This is a genomic window from Novosphingobium guangzhouense, assembly GCF_002896965.1.
Taxonomy (GTDB): domain Bacteria; phylum Pseudomonadota; class Alphaproteobacteria; order Sphingomonadales; family Sphingomonadaceae; genus Novosphingobium; species Novosphingobium guangzhouense.
In genome coordinates this window covers 59995-79674 of the sequence record NZ_LYMM01000040.1, presented here as the reverse complement: position 1 = coordinate 79674, position 19680 = coordinate 59995, and the positions used below count along the sequence as shown (strand labels likewise).

Genomic DNA, 19680 nt, shown 5'->3' with positions numbered 1-19680 from the left:
GGCGCGCTGCATTGTAGGATGATCGTGATATTCAGGCGGTGTCGCCATCGGGATTGCCCCCTAGACACGCGGATGCTCGCCCCAATCCACGCATGATTACTGGTCCTTGCAGAACATTCCTCCGGCGCTTGGGGGTGTTCGCTCCTGACTAGCGGGTTTCTACTGATGGAAACAATAGCCCTATTTCAACAACCTACCGGCGGATTGAAATAATGCCGGAGTATCCGCAGTGGGGCAGTGGTTGTTGACGGCGCCGATCTGGATGATCGGCATTGTGATTTACCTGGGCATGCTGATCGCTGCCCTTGTCGGCTGGAAGCTGCGCAAGCGGTTTACCGACAGTGAAGGCGAACGTTCGCATAATGAAGAAGGCTATGTCGTCTCATCGGTGATGGGGCTGCTGGCGCTGCTGGTCGGCTTCACTTTCGCGCTTGCGATTGACCGCTACGACACCCGCCGCGCCGTCGTGCTGGAGGAAGCGAACGCGATCGGCACCACGTACCTGCGCACGCAGCTTCTCGAAGAGCCGCACCGCACCCGTATCAGCAAGCTGCTGACCGACTATACCGCGAACCGCGTGGCGCTGGCGCGCGAGAAGGTGGGGGCCGATCAGGAAAGGCGTCTTGCCGCAAGCGACGCGCTGATCATCGAACTGTGGCAGGCGACGGTGGCGGCATTCCCGACGATGCAGACGCGCCCGTTCTCGGGCTCGTACCTCACCACGATGAACCAGATGATCGACATGGACGCGTCGCGCCAGCAGTCGCGCCGCGCGCACGTGCCGATGGAGGTGTTCCTGGTGCTGGTCATCTATCAGATGATCGCAGCGGGCGTTCTGGGCTATGTATTGGGCGGGCGCAGGGGGCGCACTACGGCGTCGCTGTTGCTGGTTCTGTTCGGCGGGTCGCTGTTGCTGGTGATCGATATCGATCGCCCCAATTCGGGCGGCATCATCGAAACGCAAAAGCCGATGGAGCTGCTGCTCGACATGATGCGCAAGAACCCGGCGGGAAGCTTTGACCGGATGGCGCAGGCTGTACCGGCCCAGCCGGTGCCATGATTGTCAGGCGGCGGTCGATGCGGCAGCGGACGGGTAAGGCCCGCAAGCCAAACTCAGGCGTTTTCCCGATGGCCGCCCTGCCGGCGCGCGCTCAAGGTATCGATCGGGCCGGTCCCAACAGCCACCGGGTATCCGGCCCGAACCTCGCAGTTTTTCGGCAAGCTGTGGGGGGACCAAGTGCCGTTAGCGAAAGGCTGCCGTCACCCGTCCGCAGCGGTGTGACGCAGTCGCCGGGCCGCTGAGTGAGACACCCCCCTGTGGCGGCCCGGCACCCTCGAATGAACATCACAATCCTATCCGGAGGTTTCGCATATGGCCGTGCGCCTGAAGCTAGAACGTATGTCCGGCAGCCTGGCTGTCCTTTTGGCGATCGCGGGCTGCGCATCGATCAATGAAATGGCGGCGCGCGAAAGCTCGCTCATCGGGCCGACCTGGCAACTCCAGTCGATCCGGCAGGGCGATGCGGTCAACAACCTGTCGTCGGAGCAGGCCGCCCGCTACACCATAGAGTTCGTGGCGCACGACAATGCGCGGCTTCGGCTGGACTGCAACACCGGGACGGCTGGCTGGTCTGCATCGGTGATGCGGCGCGTGCTGCGCATTGATGAAATCCGATCGACGAAGATGAAGTGCCCTGACGACCGGATCGCCGGGGTGGTGCTATCGGGTCTTCCGGGCGGCAACACATATGGCTTCACCGATGACGAGCGCACCCTGATCGTGCAGTCCGGGACCGCGACCTTCACGTTCAGGGATGCGGCTCATTAAGGGCGGACAAACTCGGGCGCGGGCAGGATCGTGGGGAAGGGATTTAAAACGGCTGGCCCTGCCGATGACGCTTGTGTGGAGCGGGGCCATTGTCCCGCAGGCCGATGCGCACGAAGCTGCGCCCGCGGCCGGGGCCGAGGGATCGGTCAGCGGTCTGGACATTACCCGCCCCTTGCACCGCATCGAATTGCGCACGGAATTTGCGGATGAGGGGGAAGAGGACAAGACCACGTTCACCCTGCGCCATGTCCGGCCGGTACAGGTCGCTGACGATTTTCGCCTGAACCTGCGGGTGGAACTGCCGCTGGTCATCGCCGACAGCCCCGAGGAAGGTTCGGAAACCGGGATCGGCGACATTCGCCTGCAGGCAGTGGTCGTGCATGACGATGGAGGGCCGCGCGCCTGGGGCGTCGGCCTTCAGGTACAGGCGCCGACCGGCAACGAGCGGCTGGGGCGCGGCCAGTGGCAGCTGCTGCCGCTGGCGGGGTATCGCTGGTCGTTGGCCGGACTGTCCGAGGAAAGCTTCTTTCAGCTCGTGGCGCGTTACCGCATGAGCTTTGGCGGGGACCGCGACCAGTCCAACATCAGCGAGCTGCAACTGGCGCCCAACCTGGAAATCGGTCTGCCCGGCAAGGTCTACCTTTCATTCTTTCCCAGCAACGACGTGCGCTATGACTTCAAGCGAGACGGCATATTCGTTCCCCTCAATGTCGAAGTGGGCAAGGAATGGGACAGGACCGTCTTGTCGCTGGAAGCTGCCGGGAAGGTGATCTCCACCAACGGCGTCAGCCCCTACGACTGGCGGGTAGAGGCGCGCGTGGGCTATCGTTTCTGATCCGGGTTCAGTAATCGAATTTCACCGTGACCCCGTAAGTCGTGGGGGCGGCGCGGTTGGTGGTGGCGCCAAGGCCGGTGGAGATCTTCTGCTCGTAGTATTTCGTGCCGGTCAGGTTCTTGCCCCAGATTTCCACGCCCCAGTTCTCGTTCAGCCAGTAGGCGACAGAGCCGTTGAGCAGGGCGAATTCCTTTTGTCGCAGCAGGCCATCGGACTCGAAGGGGAAGCCGCTGTTGTAGTTGCCCAGCACGTTGAAGCGCAGTTCGCCCGTCTCGTTCACCGGCACCGTCAGGCTGGCGCCAAGGCTGGCGGTAAAGTCCGGAGCGCCGGGAGTCTGGAAGCCCGATGCATTGCCGAAGCATGTCGTGAAGCCGCCGGTAGGGGCGCCGGTTGTGGTGCCCGGATCGGCGGTGCCCGGCGCATCGCAGACGGCAGGGTTGGGGTAGATGAACGGCGCCAGATAGTCCGAACCGGGCTTGCCGAAATTGCTGAAGCGCGAATTGAGCCAGTTGAAGCCGCCGAAGATGCGCAGATGGTCGGTCGGCGCGGCATCGAATTCCACATCAAGGCCGTCCACCTTCACGGACGCCGCGTTGAGCAGCACGGCAGCGGCAAGCGCGCCCGCTGCGGCCGAGCGCAGCTGGTAATTGGAGATGTCGTAATGGAACACCGCCGCGTTGAGGCGCAGGCGGCGGCCGAACAGTTCCGACTTCACGCCCGCTTCATAGGCGTTGATGTACTGCGGCTGGACCGCTGCATTGGTCGGGCTCTGCAGCGAATACGTGCCCGCCTTGAAGCCGCGGTTGTACGATGCGTAGACGCTGATATCGTCGGTCAGTTCCTGCCGGATCGCGGCGCGCCAGGTGAACTTGCCGTAGCTGATCGAATCCTCGGTGGGGGTAAAGGCGCCCAGCGTGTCATTGGCGACGACATATTGGCCGCCGCCCAGCTTGCGGGTGTCCTTGGTGTAGCGCAGGCCGCCGATCACGGTCGTGGTGGGCGTCAGCTTGTAGCTCAGTTCACCGAACACGGCATAGGAATCGGTGTCGAGCGTCGCGTCGATGAAATTGCCCGCGTTCACGCCGCCCACGCCCAGCCCCCGGAAACGGGACGCGTTGTCGACTTCGGAACGCAAGTAGAAGCCGCCGATCTGCCAGCTCAGTGGGTCAGTGGCTGCCGATGCGAGGCGCAGTTCCTGCTGGTACGCGCGTGAGCCGGATTCGAAGCTGATCCGCAGCCAGGGCACTTGCGTGGCGTCGACGTCGAAGTCGGAATTGTTCAGGCTGTCGCGGATCGAACTGATGCTGGTCAGACTGGCGAAGCCAAGGTCGGCCTCGATCGTGCCGCTGAAGCCCCAGGTCGTCAGGTGGGTGAGTGAATAGGTGTCGGATGCCGCATCCATGCTGCCGATCGAATAGATCGGGCCGGTCAGCCCGCGCACCGGGAAATCCTCGTCCACCGACCAGGCGATGGAGGTATTGTCGTCCATGTCGTAATAGTCGCCCGAAAGCGTGACTTTCACGGCATCGCTGGCTTTCCAGACCAGTTTGGAGCGGGCGCCCCAGTATTGCATCTTCTTGATGTCACGGTCGAGAGTGACGTTGCGGCCCCAGCCCTTGGCCTGATCGTAGCCGGTCAGCGCAAGGTCCATGGAGAGGCCATCGGCAATCGGGCCGCCGACGTAGAGCTTGCCTTGCGCGGTTTCATAATTGCCGTAGCCGCCTTCGCCCTTGGCCTCGAACGTCTCGCCGGGTTCCTTGGTGATGATGTGGATCAGGCCGCCGAAGGCATTGCGTCCGAACAGGGTGCCCTGTGGCCCCTTGAGCACTTCGATGCGTTCTATGTTGTTGAACTGTGTGACGGTTCCGGAAAGGTCGGGAATGTACACGCCGTCGACGTAGAACGCGTTCGATCCTTCATCTCCGACAGACGCGTTGGTGGTGCCTACCCCGCGCACGAAGAACAGTCCGCTCGCCCCCGAACGCTGGAAATTGACCGATGGGACGACCTGGCTGATGCTGTTGGTATCGTTGACGCCTGCGCGGCTGAGCGCATCGGCGGTGACGGCGGCGATGGCGATCGGCACTTCCTGCAGGTTTTCCGCGCGGCGCTGGGCCGTGACGATGATCTCGTTGAGGCCGCCGGAAGGCTCGCTTTCCGTCTGGGGCGGCGCATCCTGCGCCATGGCGGGCGTGGTGAGTGCCAGGGTGCCCGCAGATGCAGCGGCGAACCAGGCGTGCAGGCGCAGTCGATCGTTGCGATCACCCATCATCGTCTCTCTCCTCCATGGACGCCGCGGTATTTATGGTTCTTCCGGGTCGCCGTGCGCGCGGCCGGGCGGTTGTCACTCCTGAAGAGGATGTCCGCCCGATCGCTGTTGATCGTATACATTCGGGGCGGTCGATGGATTGTCAAGCAAGGCGGGGAGCCTGATCCTGCGCTCGATCTTGACCTTGCAGGCAGGGCGCGCGCAATGCGGGCGAAGCCGGCGCATTCGCGGGCGCCAGTCGGGCATCGTCGGTGCGATCAGTGTCACAGGCATCGCAAACAGCGAAGAAGGCGGCCGGGGATTATTCCCCGACCGCCTCCTGCGTGCGACCGCTCTGGGCTCAGTTGGCCGATGCGACCTTTTTATAAGGGACGAAATCCTGCAGGCCGACGAAACCGTTCCACATGAAGTTTGCGTTACGGTCGTGCAGTTGCACGGTATCGAGGCGGCACAGCTGCGAGGTGTACAGCTTGGTCACCATCACGTCATCGTCGGTCAGCCGGTCCACGTTGGTGGGGCGATTGACGTAGAGGGTGCTGCCCACCCGGTAGACGATCGCGGTCTTGTCGATCACGGTCGTGTTCTGGGTCTGCGAATAGGGGATGCAGTTCACCGGCTTTCCGGCTTCACGCCCTTCGAGCAGCTTGGCAAGCTGCTGTTCACCGGTCAGTTTGGTGCGCGCCTCGGCGGCAGGCACGGCGAGCAGCGAAATGGCGGCGAGCGCCGCATAGATCGCAAGCGTCTTCATGGCCTTCTTCCTTGTTAACGCACCCCGCGTTGATCCTGTGTGTAGCACGATTCGTCTGAACTGACGCTGACTGTTCGCGAGCGGGGTGTGGCGCCTTGCCCCTTCGACAAGCTCAGGCTGCGCTTGTCGAAGTCCCGTCAGCCGAAAAGTGCCTCAGGCCGTGCCGCCCACCGTCAGCCCTTCGATCAGCAGGGTGGGCTGGCCTACGCCCGCAGGCACGCTCTGCCCGCCCTTGCCGCACACGCCCACGCCCCGATCCAGTTCAAGATCGTTGCCGATGCCCTTCACCCTGGTCAGCACCGAAGGCCCGTCTCCGATCAGCGTGGCACCCTTGATCGGGGCGCCCAGCTTGCCGTTTTCGACCATGTAGGCTTCCGTGCAGGAGAACACGAACTTGCCCGATACGATATCGACCTGACCGCCGCCGAAGTTCTTGGCAAAGATGCCCTTCTTCATGCCCGCAAGCAGTTCTTCCGGGTTGTCGTTACCGGCCTTCATGAAGGTATTGGTCATGCGTACCTGCGGGGCATGGGCGTAATTCTCGCGGCGGCCGTTGCCGGTGGGGTCGACGCCCATCAGGCGCGCGTTGAGGCGGTCCTGCATGTAGCCCTTGAGGATGCCGTCCTCGATCAGCACGGTTTCGCGGGTGGGGGTGCCTTCGTCGTCGATCGTCAGCGAGCCGCGGCGGCCTGGGATCGAGCCGTCGTCGACGATGGTGACACCGGGCGCGGCCACGCGTTCGCCGATGCGGCCGGAGAACGCCGATGTGCCCTTGCGGTTGAAATCACCCTCCAGACCGTGGCCGATCGCTTCATGCAGGATCACGCCCGGCCAGCCGGGGCCGAGCAGCACGGGGAATTCGCCGGCAGGCGCATCAACGCTTTCGAGGTTCACCAGCGCGGTGGCAAGCGCGGTGTCGATGCCTTCGTTCCAGTTTTCCGGCTTGAACAGGTCGTCGTAGAGGAAGCGACCGCCCATCCCGAACGATCCGGTTTCGCGCCGTCCGTTGCTTTCCGCCACGATCGAGACGTTGAGGCGCACCAGCGGGCGCACGTCGGTGGCGATGTAGCCGTCGGGCCGGACGATCTCGACCACCGACCATGATCCCGAAAGGCTGGCGCTGACCTGGGCCACGCGCGGGTCGCGGGCGCGGGCGGCAGCGTCGATCGTTTCGAGCAGGCGCACTTTCTCGGCGAAGGGCACGAGATCCAGCGGGGAAACGTCGGTGTAGAGCTTGGCGTTGGTGCGCTGCGGCGCGGCCGGGCGGATGCCGGTGGCGGGATCGAGCAGGCGCAGCGTTTCACCCGCACGGCGGATGGCTGCGGCGGAAATCTCGTTGGCGTGGGCAAAGCCCGTCATCTCGCCCGAAACGCCGCGCAGGCCGAAGCCCGCGTCGCGCGAATAGTCGGCGGTCTTGAGGCGGCCGTCGTCGAAGCCGAATGCTTCGCTGGCGACGAACTGCATGAACAGTTCGCCGTCCTCGCAGGACTTGAGCGTCTCGGCGGCAAGCGCCTGTGCCTCTTCGGGCGAGAGCTGGGTATAGAGCAGCGAGCGCGGATCGGTCATGGTCATGCTGCCGATATAGGCAGCATTATCCGCCCCGGAAAGACAAGAACCGCGAAGGGATCAGGCGGCCTGCTGATCCGCAGGGCCACCCCTAAGAACGAAGCGGCGATCGCAATAGCCGCATTCTACATAGCCCTTCTCGTCGATTTCGAGCCAGACGCGCGGGTGGCCAAGGGCCGCTCCGGCGCGGATGTCGGTGGCCCCGTCGCAGGAGACGCGGTGGGAATCGGTGAAGACGGTTTCAGGCGCGTTGGTCATGGTGGGGCCGGAATACCAAGGCTCTGCGCTAATTTCCAGATGGAATGCGCAAAGTGCGGCCCCTGCAAAGCCCCCGTCCCGCAGGACGGGGGAGAAGCCCGATCAGGCGGCGACGGCGAGCGCGCCGGCCTGCTCGATCGCGGTGGCAACCGATTTGGCGCGGGTGTCGGCATCGATGGCGATGCCTTCGGCCAGCACGAAAGTCGGCTCGGTGATGCCGATGAAGCCGAGCACGGCGCGCAAGTAGCTTTCGGCATGTTCGAAGGCGGCGGCGGGCTGGCCTTCGCCGTAGTAGCCGCCGCGTGCAAGCGCGACGTAGACCTTCTTGTCGCCGACCAGACCGACCGGGCCTTCGGCGGTGTAGCGGAACGTCTTGCCGGCAATGGCGATGCGGTCGATCCAGGCCTTGAGCTGGCTGGGGATCGAGAAGTTGTAGAAGCCCGCGCCGATCACCACCACGTCCGCATCAAGGAACTGCGCCAGTTCGGGCGTGCCTTCGGGATTGCCCAGCACGTCCAGCGTCAGGTGCGCCAGCGGCTCTGCGGCGAGATCGCGGTAGGTGACTTCGAGCGAAGGGTCAGCCTTGGTCAGCGACGCGACGATGGCGGCGGAGATGGCGCGGCTGGCGGAATTGTCGCCAAGGATGCTGGAATCGAGGTGGAGGAGCTTCATGGGAGGGTGCCTCAGTCTGGAAATGTGACCAGGTCTAGCTATGTTGCCAGGGTGCCTCAGCCAAGAGCGCATATTTTCGGGACCTGGTATGATGAAGCTGACTACGTTCGATGAAGCTGACCGGCCAGTGGTTGCCGTTGAAGAGCCGGTCGTTCACGATCAGGTCTTCCATGAGCCCAATGGCCGCGATTGCCGCCTTGTCGGCGATATCCTCGCCCGTGTTGGGGACAAGTGGTCGATGCTGGTGGTGATGACGCTGCTGGACGCCCCGCTTCATTTCAACGAGCTGAAGCGGGCGATCCGCGGCGTGTCGCAGCAGATGCTCTCACGCAACCTGCGCGCGCTGGAGCGGGACGGGCTGCTGACGCGTACCGTCCATGTCGGTGTCCCGGTGCGCGTGGAATATGCGCTGAGCGACCTTGGCCGGTCGCTGGCGGGGCCGGTGCAGGCACTGGGCGCCTGGGCGGTAGAGGCGCGCCCGGCGATCGAGGCGAGCCGGGCGGCCTTCGACCGGGAACTGGATAAGATCTAACTCTCCAGCCGCAGGTGGAGGTTCGCCAGCCCCCGGATGATATAGCTGGGTTCGTAGTCGATCCGGCGGGCGCCTGCGGGCCCGTGGTGGGCCTCGTCCAGCGTGATCGCGCTGGTATGCTCCAGGAACCGGTCAAGCAGCACTGCCACTTCGGCGCGCGCCAGCGGAGCCCCGGCGCACGTATGTGCCCCGCGCCCGAAAGCCAGATGTTCCTTGATGCGCGGGCGGCCGATACGGAAGGTGTTGGGATCGTCCCAGCGGCGCGGGTCGCGGTTGGCGGCTGACAGGGATACCACCACGCGCTGGCCCGCCGGAATCTGCCTGTCGCCGATCTTCGTGGTGCGTGCGGCGATGCGGAAGGTGGCCTTGGTGGACCCTTCCACGCGCAGCACCTCTTCCAGAAACGGGCCGATCAGCGTGCGATCTTCACGCAGGGCCTGTTGCATCGGCTGGTCTTCGCACAGGCGGCGCAAGGCATTGCCGATGAGCTTGGCGCTGGTGTCCTGTCCGGCCGCAAAGAGGAACATCGCGGACTTCACCACTTCCATCGCGTCGGGCGTCGAACCGTCCGGATACTTGGCAAGTGCCATTTCCGTCATGACATCGTCCTGCGGCACGGCGCGACGTTCAGCGATGTAACGGGCGAAGTATCCGGCCATGACCATCAGCGGATGGATGCTTTGCGCATCGGGCGTGTCCATGTTGCCGGGGGGCGGGGCATCGTCGATGATCTTGCGGAATGCCTCGCGGTCTTCGGCCGGAACGCCCAGCAGGTCGGCGATTACCATCGTGACGAAGGGCGTGGCGATGGCGCCCACCAGTTCGCATTCACCCGCCGCGACGGCGTCCTTCACCATATCATCGGCATAGGCGCGCATGAACGCCTCGTTGGCCTTGAGGCGCGAGGGCACGAACAGCGGGTTGAGCAGGGAACGGGCGGCAAGATGCTTGTCGCCATCATAGGACACCATCAGTTCCATCTGCCCGCTGGGGTTGGCGTCAAGCAGGTCGGAAATGTCATCTCCTTCCACCGCGAAGGGCAGCGGGGCCAGCGGATCGGGGTTCAGCCAGGATGAGAAATCCCGCTTGTTGAGAAGCACTTCGAGCGCTTCGGCAAAGCCCGTCACCACGATCACGTCGCGGCTCTGCATCTGGTAGACCGGACCGTGGGCGCGGATGGTTTCAAAGTAATCGTAGGGATCGAGCAGAACCGAATGGTCGGTGAAGTAATCCTTCTCCACCTGTGCGGCTGCGGTTGCCATGGGCGCTCTCCTTCATCGGTCGCTCGTTATGCGACACTTAGTGATATATGGTGGATCATATCATCTGCCGGGTACGCGTCAACGCGCTACCTGCGGTCTTTACGCCGTGGCGATCATGGCCCACATGCACGGCCATGAGCACTTCGACTCCCGCAATCGCCATCCGTGATCTCGTCAAGCGCTACGCCCCGGCCGGGGGCGGAGAAGGCAAGCTGGCGCTGAAGGGCGTCTCGTTCGACGTGCCCGAGGGCGGGATCTTCGGCCTGCTGGGGCCGAACGGGGCGGGCAAGTCGACGCTGATCAACATCCTTGCGGGCATGGTCATGAAGACGTCCGGCTCGGTGGACATCTGGGGCTTCGACATCGATCGCGACCAGCGCAACGCCAAGCGCGCGATCGGCATCGTCCCGCAGGAAATCGTGTTCGACCCGTTCTTCACTCCGTTCGAGGTGCTGGAGATCCAGGCCGGCCTCTACGGCATCGCCAAGACGCTGCGCCGTTCCGAAGACCTGCTTCGCGCGGTCCATCTGGCGGACAAGCGCGATGCCTATGCCCGCACGCTGTCGGGCGGCATGAAAAGGCGTCTGCTGATCGCCAAGGCGCTGGTCCACCGCCCGCCCGTGCTGGTGCTGGATGAACCGACGGCGGGCGTCGACGTCGAGTTGCGTCGCCAGCTGTGGGAACTGGTGGGTGAACTCAACAAGGAAGGCGCGACGATCGTGCTGACCACGCACTACCTCGAAGAAGCAGAGGAACTGTGCGACCGGATCGCCATCATCAACCATGGCGAACTGATCACCAACAAGCCGACGCGCGAACTTGTTGGCATGGCGCGTGAGAAAATCATCGTCCTGACGCTGGATCGCGACGTGACCGAACTGCCCAGTCACCCCGGTTTCATGAAGTGCGCAAAGACCGGCGACCGGGTTCTGGAGATTACTTACGACAAGGATCGCGCCAACGCCGGTGAGATTATGTCCGCACTGCAGTCACAAGGCTTCTCGATCGTCGATGTGACGACTCGCGAAGCAGACCTTGAGGACGTGTTCGTTAGCCTGACCACGGCGGTTCAGTCCGCCGCCTGACCGGCCAGCCGACTGTCGTATGACAGGCACAGCTCACCGAGCAATCAAGTTATGGTACGTGTGTATCATAATTTCCGGGCGATGCCTGGGAATTGATCTGTCGTGCGTTGGACAATGACAAGATTGTAAGGGTGCCTGCGGCAAGCATTCGCGGGTTTTCGGCGATGTGCGGTGCAGTATCAGTCAAGAAAAATCAAATTCTGTAAAGCTAAGGATTCTTACTTACTTGTCGTCTGCTTCGGCGCTTTCAAGTTTCCAGACCTTATGTTTGATGCGCCTGATGGGTTTGCCGCAGTTTTTGCAGCATCCAACGTAATTAAGTCCATCCCACTTGACCTCGTTGCGGATCGGTTCATGCCTATTAGCAAAGCAAAGGGGAATCGAAATCGCCACGAGATATTTCCTCAATGAGAATCGCAAGCTGCCTAGACTAAACATCAGGCTTGGCAAGTAGTAAAATGTCGTAAGTTAACCGTCTTTGTAATGACTTGGTCTATCATATATAAAAACCATATCGCGCCGCAACATAGAAGTATGGCGTTCGCGTAAACTGTTGCAGTGGTGATAAAGGCTTGCCGGAGCAGCCACGGCTCTGCCGCGCACGCCTGATCGCTCCACGCTTGTCTGCATGACGCGCCTTTCCGAGAGATCAGATGATGACATCGGGTTGGAAAACGCTCTAGGAGCGCGTCATGGAAACGCCATCCAGCGCCTCCGGCGCATTCGATGTCCTCGTGATCGGTTCCGGCGCGGCCGGGCTTACGGCGGCGCTTGCGCTTGCCGACAAGGTGAGAGTCGCGGTCGTTGCCAAAGGCACGCTGACCGGCGGGTCCACCGCCTGGGCGCAAGGAGGCATCGCGGCGGTGCTCGATGCGGGCGACACGTTCGAGGAACATGTCCACGACACCATGGTCGCCGGCGCGGGCCTCAACCGGCGCGACACGGTGGAGTTCGTGATCGAACGCGCGCCCCATGCGATCGAACGACTGGTGGAACTGGGCGTCCCCTTCAACACCGAGGGTGAGGCCCTGCACCTCACGCGCGAGGGCGGGCATTCGCACCGCCGCATCGTCCACGTCGCCGATGCGACCGGCTGGGCGGTGCAGCAGGCGCTGCTGCAGGCGGCAGAGGCGCATCCCAACATCACCCTGCTACCGGGCTATTCGTGCATCGACCTCATCACCGGGCGGCACGAACAGCGCTATTCCGGCTCGGGCCGCGTCTGGGGCGTCTATGCGCTAAACGAAGCGAGCGGGCGGGTCGAAGCCTTCACTGCGCGCGCCACGGTGCTGGCGACGGGCGGCGCGGGCCGCGTCTACCAGTTCAGCACCGCCCCGCGCGGCGCCACGGGCGATGGCATCGCGATGGCGTGGCGTGCGGGGGCGCGCGTCTCCAACATGGAGATGATGCAGTTTCACCCGACCTGCCTCTACAATCTGGAGGTCAAGAACTTCCTCATCACCGAAGCCGTGCGCGGGGAGGGCGGGCACCTCATCAATCCGCGCACCGGCAAGCGGTTCATGACCTTCTACGATCCCGAGCGGCTGGAACTGGCCCCGCGTGACGTGGTGGCCCGCGCCATCGACTCCGAGATCAAGCGCTTCGGCCTCGATTACGTCCACCTCGATATCAGCCACCAGCCCGAAGCCTTCGTGAAAGAGCACTTCCCCAACATCTACGAGAAGCTGCTGGGGCTGGGTATCGACATGACGAAGCAGCCGATCCCGGTGGTGCCCGCGCAGCATTATACCTGTGGCGGCATTCTGGTGGATCTGGATGGCCGCACCGACCTTCCCGGCCTCTATGCGGCGGGGGAGTGTACGGAAAGCGGACTGCACGGCGCCAACCGTCTGGCGTCCAATTCGCTGCTGGAATGCTTCGTCTTCGGCGAGGCGGCCGCCGCCGACATCCTCGCGAAGTGGGACAGCTTCGAGGCCCCGCCGCAAGTGCGCGCCTGGGACGAAAGCCGTGTTACGGATTCGGACGAGGAAGTCGTCATCAAGCAGAACTGGACCGAAATCCGCCGCTTCATGTGGAACTACGTGGGGATCGTGCGCACCACCAAGCGGCTGGAGCGGGCCATGCACCGCATCCAGATGCTCAATGGCGAGATCGAGGAATACTATCGCCACTTCCGCGTTTCGACCGACCTGATCGAACTGCGCAACCTGCTGCAGAGCGCGGAGCTGATCGTCGAATCGGCGCTCAAGCGGCACGAGAGCCGGGGGCTGCACTATACGCTGGACTACCCCGCGGCCGATGCGCAACCGCTCGATACGGTGCTGGTGCCCTGATGCGGACGGGGCTTCGACAGGCTGAGCCTGTCGAAGTCCCATCCGCAGGGCGCCGCCTCAGCCGATATGAAGCAGCCGCCCGATGAAGATCAGCGCGATCGCGCCGATCACCGAGGCGAGGCACCCGGCGCGGCTGAAATCGCCGCGGCCGCGACTCGTCACCAGTCCGGCCATCAGAGAGCCGCCGATGCCCAGCAGGATTGTCGGGATCCAGCCCATCGGCACGGAGCCGGGATAGAACCAGCGCGCCAGTGCGCCGATGACAAGGCCGCTGATGATGGCGCCGATGATGTTGAGCATGTCTTCGGTAAACTCCCCTTGCGCCGCAGTGGCGCTTCGCAACCACGCTCATAAGCGTCGAGGCGCAACGAGGTTGCAGTCGCTCTGCCAGCGTCGGATGCGCATCGATCAAAGGCGATGCATCTTCGGTGGAAAGCATGGCTGGGGAAGGTTGACGCCCTCTGTTCGTCGCACGCCCGATTCGTTCCATCGGTGATTTATGTGGAAAAATTTACGCGCCGAAGGATGATTCAAAGGGTTGCGCTTCTGAAAGACAACGGAAACTCGGCGCGTCGCGCAGGGGGCATGACGGCTCCGTGACGAAAGCGGCGGGCAATGTCGCGTATGGTCCCCCTCTTGAACCTGTCGCTGGAAAGGGCACTATAGGTTGTGTCGCGCCGATGAAGGTGCCTCAATACCTAGAGTGCAGTGCGGAATGCCGAAAGGCGTGCGCAGGCTCTCGAAGGGCGTTTGAGGCAAGGCCTTCGTCCCGGCGCGCCGGTTGTCTGGCAGGGAATGTCGTTCTCTTTTTGTGCTGGTTCTGGTAAGTAGGACGTTCTTTGGCGCCCTTCGACTCAGTGCTGGCCCATCAGGCCGCCGCAAGCAGTTTGGATCGTCCCCGTGGCGGTTCGATGACAGGTTTTGACGATACATTGGGGGCGCACCAGTGGATTTCAGGAATGGAAGCGACGGACACGTGTCTGAATCGGATGTGAGCTACGCGGACCCCGCACAGGTCGATATGGAGGCGCTGCTCGCCGGCCATGTCTCCGAAGCGCGGATGAAGAAGGAAGCCCCGGCAGTGGCCATGGACAAGACTGACGCTGCAACGGCCGATCTGGTCGCCGGCGATGCGGTGAAGCCCAAAAAGAAGGCCGTCGATTCCAAGACGATCCACGATCGCCGCTTCACCATCGTCACCGACGAATCGCGCAATGCGCTGCTGACCGACTTCGGCAAGGAAACGCTCGACGACCGTTACCTGCTGCCCGGCGAGAAGTATCAGGATCTGTTCGCCCGCGTGGCCGATGCCTATGCGGACGATCAGGAGCACGCCCAGCGCCTGTACGACTATATCTCGCGCCTGTGGTTCATGCCCGCTACCCCCGTGCTGTCGAACGGCGGCACCGGTCGCGGGTTGCCGATCTCGTGCTATCTGAACTCGGTGGAAGACAGCCTCGAAGGCATCGTCGCCACCTGGAACGAGAACGTCTGGCTTGCCTCGCGCGGCGGCGGCATCGGCACTTACTGGGGCAACGTGCGCGGCATCGGTGAGCCGGTCGGCCTCAACGGCAAGACCAGCGGCATCATCCCCTTCGTGCGCGTGATGGATTCGCTGACCCTCGCGATCTCGCAGGGCTCGCTGCGCCGCGGTTCGGCCGCCTGCTACCTCGACGTCTCGCACCCGGAGATCGAGGAGTTCCTGGAGATCCGCAAGACCTCCGGCGACTTCAACCGCAAGGCGCTCAACCTGCACCATGGCGTGCTCTTGACCGACGAGTTCATGGAAGCCGTGCGCGACGGCACCGACTTCGCCCTGCGCAGCCCCAAGGACGGTTCGGTGCGCGGCAAGGTCCACGCCCGCTCGCTGTTCCAGAAGCTGGTCGAAGTGCGCCTCGCCACGGGTGAGCCCTACCTTGTCTTCTCCGACACCGTGAACCGCATGATGCCCAAGCATCACCGCGATCTCGGCCTCAAGGTGTCAACTTCGAACCTGTGCTCGGAAATCACGCTGCCCACCGGCCGCGACCATCTGGGCAACGACCGCACGGCGGTGTGCTGCCTCTCCTCGCTCAACCTGGAAACCTGGGAAGAGTGGAAGGGTGACAAGCGCTTCATCGAGGACGTGCTGCGCTTCCTCGACAACGTGCTGCAGGACTACATCGACCGCGCGCCGGACGAAATGGCCCGCGCCCGCTATTCGGCAGAGCGTGAACGCTCGGTCGGCATGGGCGTGATGGGGTATCACTCCTACCTGCAGAAGAAGGGCATCGGCTTTGAAAGCGCGATGGCCAAGGCGCTGAACCTGCAGATGTTCCAGCACATCAACGCCAAGGCCAACGAAGCCTCGATGATGCTGGCGAAGGAGCGTGGTCCGTGCCTCGATGCGGCCGATCAGGGCGTGATGGAGCGTTTCAGCTGCAAGATGGCGATCGCGCCCACCGCGTCGATCTCGATCATCTGCGGCGGCACGTCGGCCTGCATCGAGCCGATCCCGGCGAACATCTACACCCACAAGACGCTTTCGGGCAGCTTCGTGGTGAAGAACCCCTACCTGCAGAAGCTGCTGGCCGCGAAGTCCAAGGATTCCAACAACGTGTGGAATTCGATCCTGGAGCACAACGGTTCGGTCCAGCATCTGGACTTCCTCTCTGCCGAAGAGAAGGCGGTGTACAAGACCAGCTTCGAGATCGACCAGCGCTGGCTGCTCGAATTCGCGGCGGACCGTACCCCCTACATCGATCAGGCGCAGTCGCTGAACCTGTTCATCCCGGCCGACGTCGACAAGTGGGATCTGATGATGCTCCACTATCAGGCGTGGGAAAAGGGCATCAAGTCGCTCTACTACCTGCGCTCCAAGTCGGTCCAGCGCGCCGGCTTCGCGGGCGGCGTCGAGGCCGACAACACCAGCGAGCTGCCCAAGTTCGAACTGGCCGCCAGCGGCGGATCGACCGACTACGACGAGTGCCTGGCTTGCCAGTAATGGCCTGCCGATAGACGTCAGACTTCACCGAGAGCGGCCTTCCGGGTGACCGGGAGGCCGTTTTCGTTTGTACGGTGCTGCCGTTGGCACATCGCACTCCGCTCATGCTGAACTTGTCGAAGCATGAGGGGCAGGGCCCGGCCTCGGGGGCCTCGACAGGCTCAGCCTGAGCGGGGTGGGGAGGTCTGATTTAGGTGGTCAGTTGCCGCTCTCGGTAGGCTGTTTGGGCGGTATGGTGCCGATCTTGAAAGAACGCTGCCAACCCTTTGCTTCGATAACCCGACCGCCTTTGAATTTAAATTCGACGCGCGAGACTAAATGGTCGTTCGCATCTATGAATTCTACAGAAACCTTTTGCTCCGCGCATCCCCGCGCCGGACCGTCCATATAGTCCCAGCCGAAAAACCTAAATTCGGTAGCTTTCATCGTGGCGGCTAGAGCCTTCGCACCGATAATGCCGGTTCCAAGAGGCCTACCTACATCTCCCCCTCCGAGACTGAATTCGGCAGTGCTATCAAGCAAGCGTGATAGCTTAGGATCGACGCCAGAACCTGTCGCAGTGGATGCAGCGACCACCAAACTTACAGCTCGATGGGCAAGCACATCATGCAATTCACTTGCAGAGGTGACATTCTCCAGTTCGCAGGATTGAACGGGAGTAGCAACTGCGAGGAGAAGTAGAGCGGCGATCATTAGCGAATGTTGCCGCCAACCGCAGGCGTCTGCAATGGGGCGTAACACCATTGCCCGCCTGCGGGATTTCCCGCCCCTCACAGGCACTTGACGGACCTGACCGTTGTGTCATCCTTTGCCCTTGCTGCACCGCAAGGTGGCGGTGCCGGAAGGAGGGCTATGGCTGGTCGACCGGTTGGAGCTTCGTCGGATTTCGGTGCCTCATCGGATTTCCTCAGGCAGCTTGAAGGCTATGGCCTCACGACTGTCGAAGTGCATTATTTCCTGCCCGACCACCCCCGGCTCTTACAGCTTTTCGCCTTCCAGCAATATGACGTGGCGCCACGCTTTCCGGTGCTGCGCGGGTTTCTCGACTACTGGACCCGCGAAATCGACGGGCCGCTGCATTCGGTTCGCATCGCTCATAACCACCTGATCGGACCGCAGGAGTGGCGGGCGGTGGATGGCATCATCTCGATTCATTGATGGCGCGCAACCGCCGGAAGTGCGATCCGTTGCCTTACGGAAATTTCGTGCTCACCAACCGAAGGATCTGCAGCCATGTCCAAGATCGCCGTCGTCGTCGGCAGCCTGCGCGCCGAATCGTTCAACCGCAAGCTGGCGGACGCGCTGATCCGCCTGCCCGCAGCGCAGGGGCACGACTTCACATTCGCCGATATCGGATCGCTGCCGCTCTACGATCAGGATGATGACGGCGATCAGGCGGACAGCGTCAAGGCGCTGAAGACGCTGATCGCGGGCTCTGATGGGGTGATGTTCGTGACGCCGGAATACAACCGGTCGATGCCCGGCGTGCTCAAGAACGCGATCGATCACGCCTCGCGGCCTTATGGGCAGAGCGCATGGGCGGGCAAGCCTGCGGGCGTCATCGGCGTATCGGTGGGGGCGATCGGGACGGCGCTGGCGCAGCAGCACTTGCGCAATGTGCTGGCCTATCTCGACATGCCGACGCTGGGTGCGCCCGAGGCGTTCCTGCAGTGGAAGGACGGGCTTCTGAACGAGGACGGCACCGTAGGCGCACAGTCTGCCGATTTCCTCGGCGGCTGGATGGCGGGCTTCCTAAGCTACGTGGCCATCCATAGCTGACCCATCGTAACAGGCAGGTTCCTCCCCGAGACAAGCACGGGGAGGAACCGGATATCAGATGATGCTGACGGCCTGACCGGCGCGGGTGAACATGCCGATGATCTGCTGGACCTGCTCTGCCGAATGTTCGGCGCAGAGCGAGCAGCGCAGCAGGGTCATGTTCGCAGGCGTTGCCGGCGGACGCGCGAGGTTCACGTAAAGCCCTTCGCGCAGCAGCGCTTCCCACATCATCGCGCCGCGTTCCAGATCGGGCATGATGACCGAGATGATCGCGCTTTGCGGTTCGGTGGTGCCCAACTGGAAACCGGCGTCGGTCAGCCCCTTGTGCAAGGTGCGCGAGCTATCCCACAAGTGGGCGCGCTTTTCCGCCGCGGTCATCAGCTTGCGGATCGAGGTGGTCGCGGTGGCGACGACGCTGGGCGGCAGGCTGGCGGTGAAGACGTAAGGGCGGCAGACCAGGCGCATGATCTCGAACTTGGGGTGGTTCGAAACGCAGAAGCCGCCGACGGTGCCGACCGACTTGGAGAACGTGCCGATCACGAAGTCCACGTCGTCGAGGCAGCCCTGTTCCTCGGCCACGCCGCGCCCGTTGGGGCCGATGAAGCCCATCGAGTGCGCTTCGTCCACCAGCACCATGGCGCCGTACTTCTTGGCGACCGCGATCATCTCCTTGAGCGGGGCGATATCACCCAGCATCGAGTAGACGCCTTCGAGCACCACCAGCTTGCCGGCGCCTTCGGGAATGCGCTTGAGGCGCTTTTCCATCGCTTCGATGTCGTTGTGCTTGAAGGGCACGACTTCGGCGTCGCCCATCTTGCAGCCGTCCCAGATCGAGGCGTGGCTGTCGATATCAAGGACGATGTAATCGCCCTTTCCGGCGATCGTCGAAATGATCCCGAGGTTGGCCTGGTAGCCGGTCGAGAACACCATCGCGTGCTTCATGTCGTAGAAGTCGCATAGCGCTTCCTCGACCGCCTTGTGGCCCGCGTAAGTGCCGTTGAGTACCCGGCTGCCCGTGGTGCCGGAACCGAAATCGTCAAGCGCCTGCTTGCCCGCCGCGATCACGTCGGGGTCGAAGGTCATGCCCATGTAGTTGTAAGTGCCCAGCAAGATCGTCTCGCGACCGTTGCACATGGCGACGGTGGGCGAGATCACCCGCTCCATGACGAGGCCGAACGGATCGGTCACGCCGGTAGCGAGCAGGTCGCTCCGCATCTTGATCAGCGGGTCGAACTTGCTGAAAAGATCAGTGGTATCAGACATTTAAAATCAGCCCTTGAGCTTGACCACGGCGTCGACGAGCTGGCCGAAATTCTCGATTTCAGCCTGCTGGTTCATCGAGATGATGATGTCGAACTCGTCCTCGATCGCGGCGACGAAATCCATCACCGTCAGGCTGTCGAATTCCAGATCGTCGGTGAAGCGGGTGGCGTCGGCCACTTCGATGCCCTTCTTGTTGAAGGGTTCGATCAGTGCGGCGATGCGGGCCGAGGTCTCTGCGCGGTCCATGGGTACTTAACTCCGAAAGCGTCGGGCGGCTCTCTGGCCGGGAATTGCGGCGCAAAAGCG

19 protein-coding genes are annotated in these 19680 nt (G+C 62.9%); 9 read left to right on the top strand and 10 right to left on the bottom strand.

The features are described 5' to 3' along the window. The first annotated feature begins 262 nt into the window (after positions 1-262). From A8V01_RS14795 to A8V01_RS14785, 3 genes are all read left to right on the top strand, one after another. On the top strand, positions 263-1060 hold the full coding sequence (locus A8V01_RS14795) for a bestrophin-like domain (RefSeq protein WP_146037270.1): 798 nt from the start codon (positions 263-265) through the stop codon (positions 1058-1060). A gap of 312 nt (positions 1061-1372) precedes the next feature. Next, positions 1373-1828: an META domain-containing protein gene (locus tag A8V01_RS14790; RefSeq protein WP_103096605.1), complete on the top strand. Its 456-nt coding sequence runs from the start codon at positions 1373-1375 to the stop codon at positions 1826-1828. A gap of 64 nt (positions 1829-1892) precedes the next feature. After that, positions 1893-2663: a transporter gene (locus A8V01_RS14785; RefSeq protein ID WP_170065939.1), complete on the top strand. Its 771-nt coding sequence runs from the start codon at positions 1893-1895 to the stop codon at positions 2661-2663. 7 nt (positions 2664-2670) lie between these two features. Here the strand turns inward: A8V01_RS14785 and A8V01_RS14780 are convergent, their stop codons facing one another. The 5 genes from A8V01_RS14780 to A8V01_RS14760 all read right to left on the bottom strand — a co-directional run bounded on the left by A8V01_RS14780 (position 2671) and on the right by A8V01_RS14760 (position 8176). After that, positions 2671-4935: a TonB-dependent receptor gene (locus A8V01_RS14780; RefSeq protein WP_103096603.1), complete on the bottom strand. Its 2265-nt coding sequence runs from the start codon at positions 4933-4935 to the stop codon at positions 2671-2673. 337 nt (positions 4936-5272) lie between these two features. Then, positions 5273-5680: a hypothetical protein gene (locus tag A8V01_RS14775; RefSeq protein WP_103096602.1), complete on the bottom strand. Its 408-nt coding sequence runs from the start codon at positions 5678-5680 to the stop codon at positions 5273-5275. A 153-nt stretch (positions 5681-5833) separates the two neighbouring features. Further along, on the bottom strand, positions 5834-7252 hold the full coding sequence (gene tldD, locus A8V01_RS14770) for a metalloprotease TldD (RefSeq protein WP_103096601.1): 1419 nt from the start codon (positions 7250-7252) through the stop codon (positions 5834-5836). Positions 7253-7306: 54 nt separating this feature from the next. Beyond that, positions 7307-7504 (bottom strand): zinc-finger domain-containing protein, encoded by a 198-nt coding sequence (locus tag A8V01_RS14765; RefSeq protein ID WP_103096600.1) that lies wholly within the window; start codon positions 7502-7504, stop codon positions 7307-7309. A 102-nt stretch (positions 7505-7606) separates the two neighbouring features. Continuing rightward, a complete protein-coding gene (locus A8V01_RS14760; RefSeq protein WP_103096599.1) occupies positions 7607-8176 on the bottom strand; it encodes an FMN-dependent NADH-azoreductase in 570 nt (189 codons plus the stop codon). Positions 8177-8267: 91 nt separating this feature from the next. Here A8V01_RS14760 and A8V01_RS14755 point away from each other — a divergent pair, with 91 nt between their 5' ends. Further along, positions 8268-8708 carry a winged helix-turn-helix transcriptional regulator gene (locus tag A8V01_RS14755; RefSeq protein ID WP_211295029.1) on the top strand — a complete coding sequence of 147 codons (441 nt, stop codon included), beginning with the start codon at positions 8268-8270 and terminating at the stop codon, positions 8706-8708. Here A8V01_RS14755 and A8V01_RS14750 read toward each other — a convergent pair. Beyond that, positions 8705-9970, bottom strand: a complete 1266-nt coding sequence (locus A8V01_RS14750) for a cytochrome P450 (RefSeq protein ID WP_103096598.1) — start codon at positions 9968-9970, stop codon at positions 8705-8707. The genes A8V01_RS14755 and A8V01_RS14750 overlap by 4 nt on opposite strands. Positions 9971-10104: 134 nt before the next feature. Here A8V01_RS14750 and A8V01_RS14745 point away from each other — a divergent pair, with 134 nt between their 5' ends. Further along, entirely contained in the window at positions 10105-11055 is a 951-nt protein-coding gene (locus tag A8V01_RS14745; RefSeq protein ID WP_103096597.1) for an ABC transporter ATP-binding protein, read from the top strand. A gap of 692 nt (positions 11056-11747) precedes the next feature. Next, positions 11748-13349 carry an L-aspartate oxidase gene (gene nadB, locus A8V01_RS14740; protein WP_103096596.1) on the top strand — a complete coding sequence of 534 codons (1602 nt, stop codon included), beginning with the start codon at positions 11748-11750 and terminating at the stop codon, positions 13347-13349. Positions 13350-13406: 57 nt separating this feature from the next. Here the strand turns inward: nadB and A8V01_RS14735 are convergent, their stop codons facing one another. Beyond that, a complete protein-coding gene (locus A8V01_RS14735; protein WP_425437330.1) occupies positions 13407-13691 on the bottom strand; it encodes a GlsB/YeaQ/YmgE family stress response membrane protein in 285 nt (94 codons plus the stop codon). A 604-nt stretch (positions 13692-14295) separates the two neighbouring features. On the opposite strand from A8V01_RS14735, the gene A8V01_RS14730 reads away from it, so the two are divergent. Then, entirely contained in the window at positions 14296-16332 is a 2037-nt protein-coding gene (locus A8V01_RS14730) for a ribonucleoside-diphosphate reductase subunit alpha (protein WP_103096594.1), read from the top strand. Positions 16333-16530: 198 nt separating this feature from the next. Here A8V01_RS14730 and A8V01_RS28225 read toward each other — a convergent pair whose 3' ends face one another. After that, positions 16531-17025, bottom strand: a complete 495-nt coding sequence (locus A8V01_RS28225; protein WP_146037269.1) for a hypothetical protein — start codon at positions 17023-17025, stop codon at positions 16531-16533. A 159-nt stretch (positions 17026-17184) separates the two neighbouring features. On the opposite strand from A8V01_RS28225, the gene A8V01_RS14720 reads away from it, so the two are divergent. Together A8V01_RS14720 and A8V01_RS14715 are read left to right on the top strand one after the other, a co-directional pair. After that, positions 17185-17490: an usg protein gene (locus A8V01_RS14720; RefSeq protein WP_103096592.1), complete on the top strand. Its 306-nt coding sequence runs from the start codon at positions 17185-17187 to the stop codon at positions 17488-17490. Between the two features lie 75 nt (positions 17491-17565). Continuing rightward, a complete protein-coding gene (locus A8V01_RS14715; protein WP_103096591.1) occupies positions 17566-18111 on the top strand; it encodes an NADPH-dependent FMN reductase in 546 nt (181 codons plus the stop codon). Positions 18112-18165: 54 nt separating this feature from the next. Here the strand turns inward: A8V01_RS14715 and spt are convergent, their stop codons facing one another. Together spt and A8V01_RS14705 are read right to left on the bottom strand one after the other, a co-directional pair. Further along, entirely contained in the window at positions 18166-19374 is a 1209-nt protein-coding gene (spt, locus tag A8V01_RS14710; RefSeq protein WP_103096590.1) for a serine palmitoyltransferase, read from the bottom strand. 6 nt (positions 19375-19380) lie between these two features. After that, the gene (locus A8V01_RS14705) at positions 19381-19620 is read right to left on the bottom strand and encodes an acyl carrier protein (RefSeq protein ID WP_103096589.1); all 240 of its coding nucleotides are present in this window, start codon (positions 19618-19620) and stop codon (positions 19381-19383) included. Between the last annotated feature and the right edge of the window lie 60 nt (positions 19621-19680).

Bases quoted from the DNA above. Each gene is read 5' to 3' on its own strand.
- A8V01_RS14795 (WP_146037270.1), top strand. From the start codon at position 263: ATGATCGGCATTGTGATTTACCTGGGCATGCTGATCGCTGCCCTTGTC.
- A8V01_RS14790 (WP_103096605.1), top strand. From the start codon at position 1,373: ATGGCCGTGCGCCTGAAGCTAGAACGTATGTCCGGCAGCCTGGCTGTC.
- A8V01_RS14785 (WP_170065939.1), top strand. From the start codon at position 1,893: ATGACGCTTGTGTGGAGCGGGGCCATTGTCCCGCAGGCCGATGCGCAC.
- A8V01_RS14780 (WP_103096603.1), bottom strand. From the start codon at position 4,935: ATGATGGGTGATCGCAACGATCGACTGCGCCTGCACGCCTGGTTCGCC.
- A8V01_RS14775 (WP_103096602.1), bottom strand. From the start codon at position 5,680: ATGAAGACGCTTGCGATCTATGCGGCGCTCGCCGCCATTTCGCTGCTC.
- tldD (WP_103096601.1), bottom strand. From the start codon at position 7,252: ATGACCATGACCGATCCGCGCTCGCTGCTCTATACCCAGCTCTCGCCC.
- A8V01_RS14765 (WP_103096600.1), bottom strand. From the start codon at position 7,504: ATGACCAACGCGCCTGAAACCGTCTTCACCGATTCCCACCGCGTCTCC.
- A8V01_RS14760 (WP_103096599.1), bottom strand. From the start codon at position 8,176: ATGAAGCTCCTCCACCTCGATTCCAGCATCCTTGGCGACAATTCCGCC.
- A8V01_RS14755 (WP_211295029.1), top strand. From the start codon at position 8,268: ATGAAGCTGACTACGTTCGATGAAGCTGACCGGCCAGTGGTTGCCGTT.
- A8V01_RS14750 (WP_103096598.1), bottom strand. From the start codon at position 9,970: ATGGCAACCGCAGCCGCACAGGTGGAGAAGGATTACTTCACCGACCAT.
- A8V01_RS14745 (WP_103096597.1), top strand. From the start codon at position 10,105: ATGAGCACTTCGACTCCCGCAATCGCCATCCGTGATCTCGTCAAGCGC.
- nadB (WP_103096596.1), top strand. From the start codon at position 11,748: ATGGAAACGCCATCCAGCGCCTCCGGCGCATTCGATGTCCTCGTGATC.
- A8V01_RS28225 (WP_146037269.1), bottom strand. From the start codon at position 17,025: ATGATCGCCGCTCTACTTCTCCTCGCAGTTGCTACTCCCGTTCAATCC.
- A8V01_RS14720 (WP_103096592.1), top strand. From the start codon at position 17,185: ATGGCTGGTCGACCGGTTGGAGCTTCGTCGGATTTCGGTGCCTCATCG.
- A8V01_RS14715 (WP_103096591.1), top strand. From the start codon at position 17,566: ATGTCCAAGATCGCCGTCGTCGTCGGCAGCCTGCGCGCCGAATCGTTC.
- spt (WP_103096590.1), bottom strand. From the start codon at position 19,374: ATGTCTGATACCACTGATCTTTTCAGCAAGTTCGACCCGCTGATCAAG.
- A8V01_RS14705 (WP_103096589.1), bottom strand. From the start codon at position 19,620: ATGGACCGCGCAGAGACCTCGGCCCGCATCGCCGCACTGATCGAACCC.